General features: G+C 43.8%; 21 protein-coding genes. 1 reads left to right on the plus strand and 20 read right to left on the minus strand.

Annotated elements, in window-relative coordinates:
* Window positions 1–197: 197 nt before the first annotated feature.
* The 7 genes from L6I86_RS05370 to L6I86_RS05400 all read right to left on the minus strand — a co-directional run bounded on the left by L6I86_RS05370 (window position 198) and on the right by L6I86_RS05400 (window position 5,591).
* On the minus strand, window positions 198–1,484 hold the full coding sequence (locus L6I86_RS05370) for a CCA tRNA nucleotidyltransferase (protein WP_236285353.1): 1,287 nt from the start codon (window positions 1,482–1,484) through the stop codon (window positions 198–200).
* A gap of 27 nt (window positions 1,485–1,511) precedes the next feature.
* Window positions 1,512–2,684 (minus strand): N-acetyl-alpha-D-glucosaminyl L-malate synthase BshA, encoded by a 1,173-nt coding sequence (bshA, locus tag L6I86_RS05375; RefSeq protein WP_056614263.1) that lies wholly within the window; start codon window positions 2,682–2,684, stop codon window positions 1,512–1,514.
* 19 nt (window positions 2,685–2,703) lie between these two features.
* Entirely contained in the window at window positions 2,704–3,396 is a 693-nt protein-coding gene (bshB1, locus tag L6I86_RS05380; protein WP_236285355.1) for a bacillithiol biosynthesis deacetylase BshB1, read from the minus strand.
* Between the two features lies 1 nt (window position 3,397).
* Entirely contained in the window at window positions 3,398–3,817 is a 420-nt protein-coding gene (locus L6I86_RS05385; RefSeq protein WP_056614270.1) for a methylglyoxal synthase, read from the minus strand.
* 25 nt (window positions 3,818–3,842) lie between these two features.
* The gene (gene dapB, locus L6I86_RS05390) at window positions 3,843–4,646 is read right to left on the minus strand and encodes a 4-hydroxy-tetrahydrodipicolinate reductase (protein WP_236285361.1); all 804 of its coding nucleotides are present in this window, start codon (window positions 4,644–4,646) and stop codon (window positions 3,843–3,845) included.
* A 16-nt stretch (window positions 4,647–4,662) separates the two neighbouring features.
* A complete protein-coding gene (locus L6I86_RS05395) occupies window positions 4,663–5,187 on the minus strand; it encodes a hypothetical protein (protein ID WP_236285363.1) in 525 nt (174 codons plus the stop codon).
* Window positions 5,188–5,252: 65 nt separating this feature from the next.
* A complete protein-coding gene (locus tag L6I86_RS05400) occupies window positions 5,253–5,591 on the minus strand; it encodes a nucleotide pyrophosphohydrolase (protein WP_056616948.1) in 339 nt (112 codons plus the stop codon).
* A 118-nt stretch (window positions 5,592–5,709) separates the two neighbouring features.
* Between L6I86_RS05400 and L6I86_RS05405 the strand changes: the two genes are divergently transcribed.
* Window positions 5,710–6,582, plus strand: coding sequence for a YitT family protein (locus tag L6I86_RS05405; protein WP_056614277.1), 873 nt, complete (start codon window positions 5,710–5,712; stop codon window positions 6,580–6,582).
* Window positions 6,583–6,653: 71 nt separating this feature from the next.
* Here L6I86_RS05405 and L6I86_RS05410 read toward each other — a convergent pair whose 3' ends face one another.
* The 13 genes from L6I86_RS05410 to L6I86_RS05470 all read right to left on the minus strand — a co-directional run bounded on the left by L6I86_RS05410 (window position 6,654) and on the right by L6I86_RS05470 (window position 17,395).
* On the minus strand, window positions 6,654–7,532 hold the full coding sequence (locus tag L6I86_RS05410; protein WP_236285364.1) for a sporulation protein YpjB: 879 nt from the start codon (window positions 7,530–7,532) through the stop codon (window positions 6,654–6,656).
* A 54-nt stretch (window positions 7,533–7,586) separates the two neighbouring features.
* The gene (locus L6I86_RS05415) at window positions 7,587–8,246 is read right to left on the minus strand and encodes a DUF1405 domain-containing protein (protein WP_056614284.1); all 660 of its coding nucleotides are present in this window, start codon (window positions 8,244–8,246) and stop codon (window positions 7,587–7,589) included.
* Window positions 8,247–8,335: 89 nt separating this feature from the next.
* Window positions 8,336–9,226 (minus strand): c-type cytochrome, encoded by an 891-nt coding sequence (locus L6I86_RS05420; RefSeq protein WP_056614286.1) that lies wholly within the window; start codon window positions 9,224–9,226, stop codon window positions 8,336–8,338.
* 20 nt (window positions 9,227–9,246) lie between these two features.
* Window positions 9,247–9,918, minus strand: a complete 672-nt coding sequence (gene qcrB, locus L6I86_RS05425; protein ID WP_028554311.1) for a menaquinol-cytochrome c reductase cytochrome b subunit — start codon at window positions 9,916–9,918, stop codon at window positions 9,247–9,249.
* A gap of 17 nt (window positions 9,919–9,935) precedes the next feature.
* Window positions 9,936–10,481, minus strand: a complete 546-nt coding sequence (locus tag L6I86_RS05430; protein ID WP_056614289.1) for a Rieske (2Fe-2S) protein — start codon at window positions 10,479–10,481, stop codon at window positions 9,936–9,938.
* Between the two features lie 281 nt (window positions 10,482–10,762).
* The gene (locus L6I86_RS05435) at window positions 10,763–11,194 is read right to left on the minus strand and encodes a DUF2487 family protein (protein WP_236285365.1); all 432 of its coding nucleotides are present in this window, start codon (window positions 11,192–11,194) and stop codon (window positions 10,763–10,765) included.
* Between the two features lie 204 nt (window positions 11,195–11,398).
* Entirely contained in the window at window positions 11,399–11,587 is a 189-nt protein-coding gene (locus tag L6I86_RS05440; protein WP_056616951.1) for an IDEAL domain-containing protein, read from the minus strand.
* A gap of 176 nt (window positions 11,588–11,763) precedes the next feature.
* The gene (locus L6I86_RS05445; RefSeq protein ID WP_236285687.1) at window positions 11,764–12,879 is read right to left on the minus strand and encodes a hypothetical protein; all 1,116 of its coding nucleotides are present in this window, start codon (window positions 12,877–12,879) and stop codon (window positions 11,764–11,766) included.
* 128 nt (window positions 12,880–13,007) lie between these two features.
* A complete protein-coding gene (locus L6I86_RS05450; protein ID WP_236285367.1) occupies window positions 13,008–13,598 on the minus strand; it encodes a histidine phosphatase family protein in 591 nt (196 codons plus the stop codon).
* 46 nt (window positions 13,599–13,644) lie between these two features.
* A complete protein-coding gene (locus L6I86_RS05455) occupies window positions 13,645–14,274 on the minus strand; it encodes an anti-sigma factor family protein (protein WP_236285369.1) in 630 nt (209 codons plus the stop codon).
* Window positions 14,275–14,280: 6 nt separating this feature from the next.
* Window positions 14,281–14,862 (minus strand): RNA polymerase sigma factor, encoded by a 582-nt coding sequence (locus L6I86_RS05460; protein WP_056614299.1) that lies wholly within the window; start codon window positions 14,860–14,862, stop codon window positions 14,281–14,283.
* A gap of 408 nt (window positions 14,863–15,270) precedes the next feature.
* Window positions 15,271–16,140: a polysaccharide deacetylase family protein gene (locus tag L6I86_RS05465; RefSeq protein WP_236285371.1), complete on the minus strand. Its 870-nt coding sequence runs from the start codon at window positions 16,138–16,140 to the stop codon at window positions 15,271–15,273.
* Window positions 16,141–16,306: 166 nt separating this feature from the next.
* A complete protein-coding gene (locus tag L6I86_RS05470; protein ID WP_236285373.1) occupies window positions 16,307–17,395 on the minus strand; it encodes a prephenate dehydrogenase in 1,089 nt (362 codons plus the stop codon).
* Between the last annotated feature and the right edge of the window lie 13 nt (window positions 17,396–17,408).

The following is a 17,408-nucleotide window of genomic DNA, read 5'->3' on the forward strand; positions in this document are numbered from 1 at the left end:
CCCTAACTCGAATTACTAGCTACTTCATGCTCACAATCTACTTTTACCCAATCTAGCTACCTTACAACCACCGACTTTTTCAATGTTCCAAGCGTAAATCAAGAAAAATAAAATGTAGTTTTTACCGTTATTTGATTTCATACGTGCAAGCAATGGCTTCCATATCCGCCACTCAAAAGAAAAACCGCACAGCGCTGCTACTTCGCAGCCTGCGCGGCGTAAATCAGAGCCTTGCGCTCATTCGGGATTTCCCCGAGAGCCGCTCGCTCGAGCAGATCCTGCAGCAGCCTGCCCATCCACGGGCCGGGCTGCCGATCAAGAGCCGCCGCCACATCCTGGCCGGATATGGCGAGTTCCTTCAAGCTGAAGCAGGGGACCTCCTTCAGCCAATCCTCCCCGCGCCGCAGCAACTCTGGCGCTGTATAGGCCAAGAAGCGCGCCAAACCGCCGCGCTTCCCCTCCACCTGAGGCAGCTCGCGCAGCAGCCGCAATAACGCGCGGGCTGCGGCTTCGCCGCGGTGCACCGCGCCAAGCTTCCAGACCCGCTCCAGCGGAGCCGGGTCATCCACCTGGGCCTGCGCGGCGACAGCATCGCGCAGAGCCAGCACTTCCGCGACCGCAGCGCCATCGGCGCGGGAGAACGTCAGCTCTTGGAGAGCCGCGCGGACTACGTCCGCTGGCACCTCCAGGAGCATCAGCAGCATGGCCCAGCGGTCATGCTGCCCTTCCAGCGCGCTGACAACGTCCAGCGCGTCGTCCCAAGTCAGCCAAGCCTCAAAAGGCAGCGGAAGCTGCTTTTTGAGGTAGGCCAGCAAGCCGCTCGCCAGCAGTAACCGCACAGCCCGCGCAGGGGCTGGGCCCTCTACCATGCGCTGCAGCTCGCTGCGCACTCGCTCCATGGCAATATGGCGCAGCAATGGGGCATTCGCCAGCAGCGCCTGCCAAGTGCTCTCTTCGATCTCAAGACCATAGGTGGAGGCGAAACGAATGCAGCGAAGCATCCGCAAGGCATCTTCACCAAAGCGCTCTTCTGCAATACCTACGCAGCGAAGAACACCAGCGGCCAGATCCGCTTGTCCACCATAAGGATCCTGCAGAACGCCAGCTACATCCATAGCCATCGCGTTCATTGTAAAATCCCTTCGCTGTAAATCCTCGGTTAAATCCGAAATATAGGCAACTGAGGCAGGACGACGGAATCCTTCGTACGCTGCCTCCTTACGGAAAGTCGTTACCTCATAGGCTCCTTGAGCTATCAGAACGGTCACAGTGCCGTGTTGGAGTCCCGTTGGCACCGTCCTTTGAAAAATTTCAATAACCTGCTCTGGCAGTGCCGAGGTCGCGATATCAATGTCTTTGATTGGTCGTCCCAGCACAGCATCACGTACACAGCCACCGACATAATAGGCCTCATAACCAGCTTCCATGAGCGTCGTCAATACCTCAGAAGCACCTGGATCATTCATTCCCTTACCTGCATCCAACATAATTCTCCTATCCAGTTAGCATCCTTATTGACACGAAGATGCTGAAATGCGATGTGATTCAGGGAGTTCCCGTCCTAACACGCGATAGTAAATCTCCTCGTATTGAACAGTCGTAATATCGTTACAGAACGTATACCGCGCACGGTTCAAACAATTCTGTGCCATCTGTTCATACATCACTTGATTTTTCAACAGATTAATCGCATAGCTGGCCATTTGCTCCGTATCTCCAACTTCAGCTAGAAAACCCGTTTCACCGTGTGTAATCAACTCAGGAATTCCTCCTGCATTGGATCCAATCGTTGGCACACCGCAAGCCATAGCTTCAAGTGCAACAAGTCCGAAGCTTTCCTTCTCAGAAGGCAGCAGCATGACATCTGCAAGTGAAATGACTTGGGCCACATCATCCTGTTTCCCACAGAATGTTACTTTATCCGAAAGTCCTAGCTCCTTCACCTTCGAAATCATTTTCGAAAGATCCGGTCCTTCCCCAACGAATAAAAGTCGGGACGGCACTTCTTTACTCACTTTTGCGAAAATATCCACAACATCCTGCACACGTTTCACCGGTCGGAAATTGGAAATATGGATTAGGATTTTCTCATCCGGTCGCGCGAATTCGCCTCTTAGCTTCGATATATCTCGCGGGTAATACACCCGTTTATCTACAAAGTTATAAGTCAAATCAATATCACGATCAATGGCTAGCAATTCCCGTGTTTCTTTGATGAGATCCTTGGAAACAGCCGTAACCGCATCACTTTCATTGATGGCATAACGGATTAGATCTGAAATCGATTGATCCTGCCCGAGCACAGTGATATCTGTTCCGTGAAGTGTCGTTACAACCTTCAGGTTCGAACCCACCATTTGCTTTGCAAGCAAGGCACAAACAGCATGCGGAATCGCATAATGCACGTGAAGCAAGTCAAGCTCTTCCATTTTGGCAACCTGAGCTAACTTACTAGCTAGCGATAGATCATATGGTGGATAGCGGAAGACATAATATTGGCTAACTTCCACTTCATGATAATAAATATTTTTATGAAATTTGCCTAATCGAAACGGCATGCTATGTGTAATAAAGTGAACCTCGTGTCCTTTTTCAGCTAGCAGCTTTCCAAGCTCTGTCGCTACTACACCTGATCCGCCAAGTGTTGGATAACACGTAATACCAATCTTTAATTTGTCTTTCATCTCTCACACCTCTTTCCGATCAATCAAAATGTTCTATCACCAAGGGGAGTTTGGAAACGAACCCTTCCGCGTACGTCAGTTGACGCTTCTGACCCATGATTCGATCACGAGCTTCTACACGTTCGACATAACCTTGATTGAGTGGCGTCGCAACGGTGCCCGTACCCGTTATAAATTGTGACCGGTATGCACGCAGTGCTGCCATTTTGTTATCGTAAGTATTTGTTACATCTACAATTACATCAGCTTCATACACATCATTTATAAAATAAAAAAATAGTTGCTCCACATTCACAGCTTCTGTTTCTGGCAAATATTTACGCAGTTTCGCATTAAAAACAGCTTCCTGTACGAGCGTTGAACATGCTATATGATCAGGGTGACGATCTTGCCAATAAGGAGCGAACACGATTCGTGGACGAAACTTCCTGATTTCTTGTGTAATCCGTTCGATATGATCTGCTGTGACAAATAATCCTCGATCTGGTAATCCCAGATTCGTACGTGCTGTTACACCTAGAATTTTCGCTGCTTCCGCTGCTTCATCTAATCTAGTTTCCACCGTGCCATTTGAGGACATTTCGGCATAGGTCAATTCACAGAGTCCAACGCGAAGTCCACGTTGTGTATGTTTGGCAATGGTTGCGCCCATCCCAATTTCAGCGTCATCTGCATGAGCACCAAATATAAGAATATCTAATTGTTCACTCATCTTATTCAATCCCTGGCTTATATTTATGTACGAGTTCTCTCCACGCAAAATCCCCACGATCCAAAGCTCTTACAAGCAACTCAGCAGTAGCAATATTCGTAGCGCATGGAATTCCCTGCACATCACACAAACGAAGCAGAGCGATAATATCAGGCTCATGCGGCTGAGCCATCAATGGATCACGCAAGAAGATGATCAAGTCCATCTCATTCTCTGCAACCAGCGCCCCAATCTGCTGATCTCCGCCAAGTGGCCCTGACATAAATCGATGAATATTCAACTTCGTATTTGCCATGATTCTCGTGCCTGTTGTTCCAGTTGCATATAGTTTGTGACCCTCGAAAACATGCTCATAAGCCGTAACGAAATTCACCATCTCATCTTTTTTTCGATCATGGGCAATAAGTGCGATGCTTAACATCTGACTTCCACTCTCCTAGGGGTCTCTAATCTATAAAATGCTCAAAACCATAAATCATTCCAGTATAGGTCATAACTTTACGAACCGCTATGGCTACACCTGGCATATAGGCTGCACGATCGTAAGAGTCATGTCGAATTTTAAGCGCTTGACCTTGTTCAGCCATAATAACTTCCTGCTGCGCAAATACACCTGGCAGACGTACACTATGTATTCTGAATCCATTGTAATACCCACCGCGAGAACCTTCAATTGTTTCTTCTTCTTTTGGGTTACCCTGTTTAATCTCTTCTCGCACTTCTGAAATCATTTCAGCGGTTTTAACGGCTGTACCGGATGGTGCATCCAGTTTCTGATCACCGTGATATTCGATAATTTCCAGATTCGGGAAATATTTCGAAGCTTGGGCAGCAAACCTCATCATGAGAATAGCCCCGATGGAGAAATTCGGTGCAATCAGTCCGCCAATATTATTGTCACGGCATAGCATGTCCAAATCAGCAATAGCTTGCGGGGTGAAACCCGTCGTTCCCATCACAGGTCGAATCCCTAAGCGAATCGCAAGATTTGTATGTGAAACCGCTGTTTGCGGTCCTGTAAAATCAACTAGCACATCTGGTTTGGATTCAATTAGGACCTTTTCGATGTCGCTACCCATTAGAATCCCGCAGTCATCCATACCAACCATTCTTCCAAGATCAATGGGGCCGGAGGTACGACTTACTCCTGCAACTAACTCCATATCAGTCTCACGCAGAACGGTCTTCACAACCTCCCGCCCCATTCTTCCACTTGCTCCAATAACTGCTACTCGTATTCTACGCTCCATATTGTGATGATCTCCTTTATCTTTGTTTCGGACCTATCTCTGAATCCATTTTGATCTTGTAGATCGTGGCATGCTGCTTTGCAAGCTCATGATGCGGCTCTAGACGTACAGCCTCCATAACGGTTTGATAAGCTCTGGTATAATCCTTTCGCATGGCGAAGGCTTCACCTAGAATAAGATACGCTTCAATGGCTAGCGGATCAAGCACTATCGCTTCTTTCAGCAGAAAAATAGCGCGCTCCGGATGAGCAGACTGATTCGTAAGCTGCCTTCTGGCTTGTTCGACAAGCTCACGTGCATTCAACACTTGCAAATGAAAGCGAAATGCCTCGTTCGCTGGATCTAGATCAATGGCTTTTGATGCATGTTCCACCGCTTTGATAAGCTTATTACTTCTCGCGAAAGTAATGGAAAGTTTGTGATGATAGACAGCATTGTTTGGTTCTTCAGCTATTGCTTTTTCAAACCATTCAATGGCCTTTTCAAAATCATGCCCAAGTATGGATTCGTATGCTTTTTGTATTTGATTTTCTCCATTCATCTGCCCATCCTCCTTTGCCATTAGCGGTTTTCCCGATTCATGGGGGATGGTTTAGTTTATGAAGGTCAATTCGTTTCGGTGTTTATTTTAGTCCATCGCCCTGCATCGCGGGTATTGAATTTATGCATGATTTTGTCATGCGCTTCAGTCAGATCAATGCCAAGTGAATTCGCAAAGCAGATCGTAATGAATAAAATATCACCAAGCTCCAACTCGATTGAATTGTCCGCTTCTGTACTCTTTTTCGGTTTTTCACCGTAAGAATGATTCACCTCACGAGCTAATTCACCAACTTCTTCAGACATTCTAGCCAGCATAGAAAGAGGACTGAAATATCCTTCCTTGAACTGGGAAATATAAGTATCAACCTCTTGTTGCAGGTCTTTAAGTGTACGTTCTGACATTGGCATCCTTCTTTCTATCCTTTTCACAAAGGTTATCCTCCTTATGTTAAACTAAACGAGAAAAGTTGACAAATTTTTTGTTAGATAAGACAAGCATATTAGGCATGGAGGAATTCAGATGATATTTAAAGAAAGGTTCCAAGATCAATTTCTCAATGTGTTGGGAATCTTAATTGGAACAGCAATTTATGCGTTTGGTTTGCACTATTTTGTTATTTCGAATGAGCTAATGGAAGGCGGATTAACGGGCATATCTCTCTTGCTCAAGTACGTGCTTAATGTCCCCCCCTCCATCTCCACCCTCGTATTTAATATTCCTTTATTTTACCTAGGCTGGCGAAATTTTGGTAAGGGTCCCATGCTGTATACGATATTCGGCGTCATCTGCCTTTCATTGTTTCTGTGGGTGATGGAATGGCTAATCCATATGGGTTGGTTAGTACCTTTTCATACGACGCAAGACTATTTTCTTGCAACTCTCTATGCTGGGATCACACTGGGCACGGGTCTTGGGCTTGTATTTCGATTCGGTGGAACGACAGGTGGTTCTGATATATTAGCTCGCATTGGTCATAAAAAAAGAGGCTGGAGTGTCGGACAAGTCATCCTCATTATAGATGTTGTCGTAATTGGCTCTTCTTTCCTTTATCTCCCTAAAGAAAAAGTGCTCTATTCACTAGTAGCCGTATTCGTCACATCACGGATTATTGATTACATATCAGAGGGCGCTTATGCGGCCAAAGCCTTTACGATCATTAGTGACCAGCCCAATGTGTTAGCGGAATCTATCACCAAAGTACTTGATCGCGGAGTAACACTCTTCCCAGCACGAGGTGCCTACTCAGGAAACACGAAGGAAGTAGTCTATTGTGTCGTTTATCGACATGAGACAAGGCAATTGCGAGAGTTAATTCACGCCGTCGATCCACGTGCTTTCATCATAGTTGGGGATGTCCATGAGGTCATAGGTGAGGGTTTTAAAACAAATTGATTTGTTTTCTAAATAAAAATAAGAAAAAGTGGGTTAAACAGCTCAACCGAGCTTGCTTAATCCACTTTTTCTCATCTATTTTCACTTTCCTTGGTTTGCCTAACGGGAACGATATGTCGACCAGATTGATACATTTGCCAACCAACATACGATAAAACACCAATAATAATAATACCAATACTGAGTGACCAGATGATGGGATGGTACGGATCCGTGAGAGGCACATATGCCAGTGCATCTTTATGTTTCATAAAGATGTCATCCAGCACTTGGTTCAAATTCACGATTCCAGCTTCTAAAGGTCTAATAGGCATTGGTTTCGTATTCACATTCGTACGAAGAAAGACCATTAAGGAATCTAACTTCTCAATGGATGATGGATCACGGCTAATGATCAACGAGGGATGAATAATAGCGATATGTTGTGATAACTTACCAAATTCTTCTATTGCTTCTTGCTGTTTATTAGCCTTGACTTGCTGACTTAGCAATTGACTATCATTTTGCAGAACCTTATAGTATTGCAGCCACATCGGCTGGTTCTTATGTGAAAGCGCATCTGTTGCTAGACGAATTTTGGCAACCGCTACTTGTCCATCAGTTGGTGAGTAATTGACCGCGTTATAAACCCGTTTCGCATCCGTGATGGTTGCAGTCAAAGCATTCAATCCCTCAATGGACGTAATTCCTTCAAATGAAATTTTCGGAATTTGATCAGATAATTGAATCAACTTATTTCTTGCCTCAGCAACTTGTCCAGACATCGTAAATGTATACATTTCTTCCGCAATCTGATTTAAAAACGTAATCCGCTCTACTTGAACTGGGTCTATAGGTTTACTAGCTTGTCCAACTGTATGTTGATTGGTACCGCAAGCTGCAAGTAAACAAAGAACAAGGCCGAGTAAGATAGTCACCGCTATCCCTCTTAACCTTCTATCGAAAAACATGGGACATCCCCTCCTTCACCATCATCATATGGAGGTTCGTCCCACTTTAGACCATCAGGTATTAGCTTTCAACATTTTTTTCTCTCTTACCATAAGACATGTAATCGCGATCCAGATTCCAATGATACTTAAGCAAATGGTGAAAAATTGGATTGTTCCCAAATAGGGATGCAACTCACGTTGGAGCCTTGGGAAAACCCCTCTTTCATAGTCCATGAAATCATTCCAGAACGTCCAGATCGCCACCAGTACAATGGCAGGCAAGCGGAAAGAAAACCAACGAACAAATAACAGCGCTTCCACAGCCATTGCCAAATGAGACGCGGTCAGCATCCATCCATCCCAACCAACAGCTGCCCCATGCCAAGCACCTGCCCAGATCATCGTAACTGCCCAGATCCCATACTTAAATGATGTGATAAGCCCGAAAGCTTCAACAAAGCCGCGAATAGCCCTATACAGCTTACTCGTTGGTTTGGTAAGGGACCGATCCACAATCAAGTAACCAACAGAAAGGGTGAAAAACAAACTTGCAGTCGGACTATCCGGTACAAAAAACACATACCATAACGGATTCTCTGCAAGGGTGTCTACCATTTGAAGCCAATACCACTCATAGCCATATAGGGTTCCTAGTAAATTGCTTATGAATAGCAACCAAAGCATTCTCTTACTAAGTAAGAAGTCTCTGCTCCACAAATAGGAAACGGACATATTGGCCCCTCCTTTAGAATCAAGTTTGATACGTAGACCATCTAAAATTTCCAAAAAAAACCTGATCACTTTCGCGACCAGGTTCTGTTTTATTGAGTTTTTTGTTTGGATAACCACTCAGCTAATTTATCAATATCGGCATCTGTTAAGCCTTTATCGATATTAGGCTTATACATAGCAGGCATGTTGCCTTTACCATTTTTGATAATGCCCATAATGTCATCTTTCGTGTGTCCATCGCCTACACCTAACAAAGCGGGTACACCAGAAGCTGGCATTCCTTTAAGCTGTGCACCGTGACAAGCTAAGCAAGTTGCTTTTGCATAAATCGCAGCACCTGGGTCATCAGCAGCAACAATTGCAGCTGCTTTTTTCGTTTCCTTCTTCGCACCCTCACCAGCTGCGCCACCTTTGTTAGCGTGCATTTCTTCTTCACGCTTGATGTGCTCTGGAATGATATTTTTCTCTTTAAGCTCAACTTGATAGTGAGACCAAGACGTATACGTCAGGTATGTACAAGCGATCAAAGATAAAATCATAAGGCTTGAAGCAATTGGTCTTCTATAGAAGCGACGTTCTTTACCAGTATCCAAGAATGGAGCTAGCAATAAACCACCAAATAGTAAACCTGGTACAACTACCGCTCCAAGAACTACGTAATCACCCGATGTGTATGGGTATTTCAGCAATTGATACATGAACAAGAAATACCAGTCAGGCATCGGAATAAATGCTGTGTTCTTCGGATCCGCAGGATAACCTAACGGAGCTGGGTCGGACATAACTAGAACTAGCATACCGACCAAGACAACGACACCAACCATCCATTCTTTCAACAAGAAGTTAGGAATGAAGGCTTCTGATTTACCTGGGTAAGCAGAGTAATCTCTAGGAATGAGTCGTTGTTCTTGCGTTTTCTTAATTACGCGGGAATCCCCTACGTAAACGATTTTTTCATCAGACTTATGACCATGCGCCACGCTATTCGCCCCTCCCTAAATTATAGCGGTCCGGAAATACCTTGTTTGCGAATCATGAAGAAGTGTCCGGCAAGCAAAGCGAGCAGAACGCCAGGCAGGAAGAACACATGAATAGCAAAGAACCGTGTTAGTGTTTGTGCACCAACAATGCTTCCGCCTTGCAGCAATGTTTCGATGTACGGACCAGCAAATGGTACCGATGCTGCAATTTTCATACCTACTTGTGTTGCAAAGTAAGCTTTGTTATCCCATGGAAGCAGGTATCCCGTAAAACCAAGACCTAACATAACGAAGAAAATGAGCATGCCTACTACCCAGTTCATTTCACGTGGAGCTTTGTAAGATCCTGTGAAGAACACGCGCAGGGTATGTAAGAACATCATTACGATAACTAAACTAGCTCCCCAGTGGTGCATACCTCTGACGATAACACCGAAAGCTACTTTATGTTGTAGATAATCAACGCTTGCATACGCATTGATAATATCAGGTGTGTAATACATAGTAAGGAACATACCTGACAAAATTTGAATTACTGTGATGAAAAACGTCAATCCGCCAAAACAATAAACGAATGCGGAAAAGTGATGAGCAGGGTTAACGTGTTCTGGCACCTCATGATCCGCTACATCTCTCCACATAGGCGTAATATCAAGACGTTCGTCAATCCAGTTGTATACGTTTTTAAACATCTGATCGTGACGCCCCCTTATACTCTAGTGTTAGCATGCAGTTGTCCAACATACACGAAACCATTCTCTACTTTTGTTGTGTATTCGTCTAGCGGTTTAGGTGCTACAGCAAGGTTCTTGCCGTCTTGCGTATAATGCGCACCATGACATGGACAGAAATACTGATCTTTGTAAGCAGGGTTATCGTTCCAGTTAACCGTACAGCCAAGATGCTTACATGTCGGATTTAACGCAAACAGTGCACCTTTACTGTCTTTGGAAATCCATGCTACCAGTTCAGCATCACTTTCGTACCAGCCATCTACCTGATGGACTTGGAACGTAAACGCTTGTGGAACATTCGTAATTTTACTTTCTTCGACAACTTTAACCCAGTCCGATGCTGCTTTAGGCTGAAGGACAGGATCAACGGCAAACCGAATCATCGGTATGATAATGCCGGCCCCCATGAATCCACCAGCGCCACCAAGGGTATAAGAAAGAAATTGTCGACGAGACATTTCGCGTTTGGTCCCGGGTTTCTTCCCATGCTGTTCTTCATTGTGATTGTTATGATCACTCATTCTCAGGTCTACCCTCCTACATTGGCCGAAGCCCGAACCCTCTCGGACATCAGCTACCTCTATCACGTGTCGTTCGACATTACACTACATAACTAGGACATTTCTAATAATAGCCTACGTCTACTAGGTCGTCAAGAATTCATAACTCCTTTTATTGGATTGAAATCTTCGCTTTCGGACAAATTTTAACGAAATTGTCACAACTTTTTGCAAGCCACATTCATCCATTACTACCCTTATCTTGCACATTTTTTTTCCATTAATACACGACATCACCAAAGTTACTCAACAGGGTACCATAGTTGCTGAACTTGTTTGGATATACCTGATCTAATTGCCTCTGATTTCTGCGCCCACTGCAATTTATCGACAACGATCAACAAATCTGTTTCAGCTGATTTCCAGTGGATTGCTTCCGAATGTAAGGTTAATACGATTATGTAACGAAATCCACTTTTCTTCAATTGATGTACGATGGTATCCACTTGCTTACTTGCACCCGTATCTGCTATGTAATGAAGAGCTGGATAAGTGACAACTCTGCCCTTGTAAGGAATCTCGATAATTTCCATGACATCACGGAGCCGCTCTAACACGGTAGTCACTTCCATCGGATCCTCAACCCCTGTCAACCCCGTCACAGGTAGAAGACACGTATCCAAATAGGGTTTCAATTCCGTCCATTCTTGTGAAACAATCTCATTAAACTTCAAGGTGTAGCGCCTCCCTATCATTTACCAAAAGAACATCAGCTATGTAGCGCAAGCTCAACTTGTACTTTAAGTACTTTAATCCGTCATCACTTAGCTGTCAATCAAGTATTTAATCTTTCAAGTAAACTGGTATACATAGACAAAAAAGACATGGGACTGGTATCCTCATGCCTTTATGTTTACTTGCTCATGCGCAGCTAATGATTACCCTAGTGATTGTAAAATCCTTAATTCAGACGTTAGCGCTAAAAAGGATGTTTGATCGCCTTTAGCAAGAGCGCTATCGATTTCTTTATAAAGATTTTCTTCTCTATATTTGCGTAAGGCATTATCCCAAATCATTTCCGCGAAAAGTGCCAGCAGCGCATCGTTAGATACATTCATTTTTCCCATGAGACCTACCTCCAAATGTTGTCCGCGGTTTGTCAGGAGCTTCTTTTTCGCAAAAATATATGTCTGCATTATGGTGTACGCCAACCCGTTGTTATGCTCCTATTACATCATATTCACTAGCTAATTCAACGCTTCATTCAAAAGCCCGTTTGAACGGGAATGTGTTAATACCTAGTTCAGAAGAGTACAACTTTGTCTTCCTCTGCAAGACTTATTCCTCGAATCACTTTTGAGCCTATCTTAGTGACCTGGATAACTGCCCCATACGTGTGATCTTCACCTATCCGGATCAAACCCATGTGCATCATCATTTGTAGGATTCGCTGCTCGACAATGGATTCTGAACCATCATAGTAAAATGGTTTAACTAATTTACTAAATAAATCTACAATCGAAGCCATCGTCACCCACTGATCACAAAGTCGATCCAGCCAAACTGATATACTTTGCAAATTAGGAATCGGATTTTTGTACAGCCTTAGCCAAAACGTATACACATCCGTAACTGTTTCTTTTTTCCCTTCCAGTAATCGTGCCTTTCCTGCTTCTGTAAGACGAAGCACCAGGCCATGCTCACTGATTAGTTGGTGGTAATAGCAATAGTCATAGATAAGTGAAAATCGATTCGGGTATTCCTTGAACATTCTTCCGTAACCGAATCGCCATGTCCCCTTTGCTACCAATCCCTCTTGAACAGATAAGATACTGAGGAGCTGCCCAAGTTGTCTTTTGTACATAAAACCTTCTGCTGTTAATGGCATTTCTTGCTGAGCAATCGCGGTTAAGAAATGAAATATGTCGTCGACTAGAAGTGATTGTTCATCGCGATAAACCGTTGGTTCATCTGTTTTCACCAAATCTTGCTTAAATTGTTTCGCTAGCACATCACCAAATCTTCGCTTTAAATCCGCTGGAACATGAAAGAGGTATTTGGTCTGTTGGGAGTGCCCGTTAAACAACCAACCTAATTTCTTGAATTTTAAAATCATATCCCTTGGATTCCAATCTCCTGGTGCCTCTTCTTTCTGAAAGCGTGACTGCTGGGCTCTAGCAATAAGTTCCTCCATACTAAACGAATTGCGAGGGTCCGAGAGTAAGGAGTTGAGGAAGCGAATGTTTTCCAAACTAAGATTTTGAATGTGTTTTTCGAATATGTCTTTGCGCATGGCCGTACTCAGGATCGATTGAATCAACTCATTCTTAGAATGACCATTGCACTCACACTCGTAGGTATGTGCAATTCGGCCTAATTCATGGATATCGGCATAGCTGAGCATATCCGCTAGGTTCATTTCCATCCTACATCTCCCATCTGGCGGAGCTTTCTACTCCGATGTTTCTAGTAACCATTATGGGATTTTTTCCCGAAAATATTCCGTAACAAACAAAAAAACATGACTCTATCGAGTCATGTTTACTTTCATACCATCGTTTCCGAGGTCGTTTGCAAATGGGTTAAACAATTATACAATTGAAGATCCCATTGATCACTTTGTCGCAATAACAAGGTCAATGAGGTATTCTGCAGGAACTCCTCTTGATTCAATTTCAGAACTCGAAGCACTTGAACAATAAAGCCTCCATGCGAGATGAGTAAGATCTTCTTACTCGGGTACTGATTCAGAATCTCTGTTTCAAGCTCCATCCATCTAGCCCACAGATCGCTGTCCGACTCCTGACCCAGATCCTGAAGCTTCCAATCGGCTCCCCAGCGCTCCTCACGTTCAGCGACAGTAGTTCCTTCGACTAACCCGTATTTACGCTCTCTCAAGCGTTTATCTGTACGCAATAGAGGGATACCAGCTCGTGTTGAGATAATTTGTGCGGTTTCATTCGCTCGCTTCAAGTCACTGCTAATGATGCCATCCCAATTTTCCTGAGATAGACGCACCCCAAGTAATCTTGCTTGCTCTCTGCCTTCATCCGTTAAATCTGTATCCAACTGCCCTTGCAGCTTACCTAATCGATTCCACTCTGTGCTTCCGTGGCGTATAAACCCTATCGTAGTCATTCTTTTACCTCCAGCGCTAGAAATGCAAAATGCTCCACTAGGAGCATTAAGTTTTCGTTCTTGATAACCAATTCATTATTATAATGGTTGCTACTAATCCAAGAAACGATACGACTAATAAGTAATGGGGGTACGAATGGATCGGTCCAACATGAAAACGTAAAGGTTCCATGAAACTAGGATTCAGACTGGCTACAGCATCACCCAACTTATGTCCATTCAAAGATTCTGTTCCGCTTACTTTTAGCGCTTGTGGTGCTTCAAGATCATAAAGTGAATTGTCCGCGGAAGCCAATGTTGACTGTGGAGAGCCATCATATACGATGGCAAATAAAAAGCTAAACATAAAAAGAGCTAGACAAAATGCAATAACCGCTGTCAAATTCCGTCTTAATTTATAGGAAATCGAATACATCCGTTCGGAAACTGGAATTCGCCATGATTCATCCTCGTAAATTCGGCTCATTACTTTGGTGGAGACTATAGGCTCAAAGTCCGTCAGCTCCTCGTCAGTTGCAGCACTGCGGATCAGAATCATGCTCTCTTCCCATATTTGAAATTCCTCTTTACAAGAGTCGCATGTTTCTAAATGCTTATCAACTGCTGCACGACGCAGGTCATCATTCGGCAAATCCCAATAGACTCCAAATAATTCCTGGATCTCACTACACTTCATCGCTTGTCATCCCTTCGATTCTTCGAATATCGGTTCACTGAAATAAGGATCTAGATGCAATTTGACTGATGCTCTCGCTCTAAATAGAAGAGATTTCACTGAGCTGACGGTTTGACCCAAAATGTTGGCAATTTCCTGATAATCCATCTGATCATATTCGCGTAGAATCAAAGCCGATCTTTGCTTTTCAGGCAAGCTATTAATTGCTTCGCGAACCATGGACACCTTTTCGTTCCTCAACATCGCCTGCTCTGGCATCGCATCAAAAGAAGCATGCGGTGTAAGACCGCTTTGCTCCAACGACACCTGTACACTTTTATTTTTGCGCAGCTCACTCAATACGGTATTACGGGCAATCGTATATAACCATGTAGAAAAAGATGCCTCGATCTCACGGAAAGAATGCAAACTGCGATACGCTTTATAAAATGTTTCATTACACAAATCTTCAGCAATAGCTTCCATTTGTGTGCTCTTTAGCATGTGATAAATAAAGGCAAGGATTTTACGCTCGTAACGACGCATTAGCTCGTTATACAGCTGAACATTTCCATCCTTGATTTCTCTGATCAATTGGGAATCGGTCATTACGTGGCGACCCTCCTCGCGATTCCGGGTACCACTCCAACTGTTCATACATGTTTTACTTCGGTTGGAGTGAAAAGTTGCGTTATATTTGTAAAAAAAGTGTGAATTCGAATTTTAGCAAACATTTAGCCTATAACCTATTCTCGCTTCAAGACAAGATTCCTGCTAGATTCGACAAATTGTTGGATAAAGTTCATATTTCTACTACAACTCTACTATCGACATCTACCTGCGTTCCTTTTATATGTATTTTAAAAAAAGTTAAAAAGACAAAAAAAAAACCGCCGAATCGGCGGTTGCACTTATGGTGCGATTATCGGATAGGAGTGGAGAGAAACCATACTGTACTTTTATTATATGTATACGGTTTCATTCTGTCAACACTTTTTTGAAAACGTTTACCAAGTATCATTTTGAACTAAATTGTGATTGTTCTCTTTTGGCCTGCTTGATCAAATTACTAATGGAATGCGGACGTACAAAAGGACTTCCACCGTTGATTCGCGGTATTTGCATCGAATCCGTCCATTCTGAAGCAATACCTGCTTTCGTTGTAAAAGCGTATTGGATACCTGCCTCGTGCAAGTAAGAAATCGTCGTATCATCGTAGCTGCCATATGGATAAGCATAGGAATCCACATTTTTCGAAGCATTCAGCTCCTTGAGTTTGGCAATACACTTGCGAGTATCCTGAACAACCCGACTCTTAAACTCAACCTCAGTTTCTAGCTTTCCATTTAGAATAACTTTGTTAGATAACATGGGTTTTCCATCTTTCATTGCATGAAGCTCATCGGAGTGCCCCTGGAATTCAATATTAGGGTCTTCACTACGCATCTGTTTAATCTCATCCTTAGATAAAGACGCTAACTTAGGCCTCTTGGGATCATCCAAATCTTTCGTAATAACGAAATTCACAGCAGGGATTTGAAGCCTCTTCAGAATTGGATATGCATGCGTGTAGAAGCTTTCGTAACCATCATCAAATGTGATAAGCAGCGCATTATCCGGTATTGCCGTTCCTTTGGTTTTGAAGTCTTTAAATTGGTCCAAGGTAATGAAATGGAATCCTTTCCTTTGTAACGAAACTAGCTGCCGCTCAAACAGCCTCGGCGTGATTGTGACTGAGCTCTGTTCAATTTCGTCAATGTGGTGATAGACAAGAACGGCAACCTCATTGGAATAATACACATCTTTGGCACTTGCTAAAATAGGTGAAAAATTAAGAATGACAATCATGACCGTTAGCAAGCCTACGATGAACATTCGGTACTTCACATCAACCGCCCCATTACAATGAATAGTATATATAAATAATAAGACCCATTATAGCATGAGCCTTTAGACCTGTGAATCGGTTACAAAAAGAAAACAAAAGGACCTCCTTTGCGATGGCGGAAACCAACACAAAGAAAGTCCTGAACAGATAAAAGGCATTCGAATTTTAAACATGCACCGCATATTCTTTGCCTAATAACTCCGAAGCGCGATCGGCTTCCTCTTGGTTACGGAAAGACAATCGGAGAATACCAGGAACGTCTTCTCGGCTTTCAATAATTTGAATATTGCTCAAATTGATTCGAGCATTCCCGAGCAGCGAGGTAATTGAGCCTATAATACCCGGGTGATCGGGTACATCCACATAAATATCAAATAAGGAAGTGAGCACACCTTTACGACGTTCCGGTAACTTGCTGCGGAATTCGCCAGCAATACGAAATTGCTCCGCAATCCCTTCGCCATCGCTTTGTTCAATCAGCTGAACGAATCGTGAAATCTCATCATTCCAATCCTTGAGCAGCTTGAGTAACACTTCACGATTGTTGACGAGAATATCACGCCAGATCGTCGGTTCGCTCGAGGCAATCCGAGTAATATCTCGGAAACCACCAGCCGCTAAGTTTTGATACAAGGGATTACTCTCGTTATAGCTTCTCACTTGATTAACAAGTGCGACTGCAATAATATGCGGCAGATGGCTAATTGCACCGACGATGTCATCATGTTCACGAGCATCAACTTGCACGATTTGCGCTTTAGTATGACTGAGCAGATTAGTCAGACGATCCACCTCAGCCTGTGGCGTGCCCTCTGCTGGAGTTAAGACATAGAAAGCATTCTCATACAGATGCGACGAAGCTGCTTCCACTCCGTGTCGCTCAGAGCCTGCCATCGGATGACCACCGATAAAATAGTAGCCTTCCTTCAAGTGCGCCGCTGCGCTCTCTGTAATGGATGCTTTCGTACTGCCCACATCCGTAATGATACAGCCTTGTTTCAAAGGCAGCTTCATCAACTTCTGAACATATTCCTCTAAATTACCCACGGGTACACATAGGAAGATGTAATCAGCCCCATCCACGGCTGCTGCCATATCGGTAGTTGCATGGTCAACAACATTCCGTTTCAGCAGCTTTTCGACGGAATTCGGATTGGGTGAATGGCCGACAACGGTAAAGTCTGGTTTTCCTTTGTAACATAAGGCAAGAGATCCACCGATCAGACCTACTCCGAATATTGCTATTTTCGTCATGACAAGAATCAAC

This window comes from Paenibacillus allorhizoplanae, from assembly GCF_927798215.1.
GTDB classification, from domain to species: domain Bacteria; phylum Bacillota; class Bacilli; order Paenibacillales; family NBRC-103111; genus Paenibacillus_E; species Paenibacillus_E allorhizoplanae.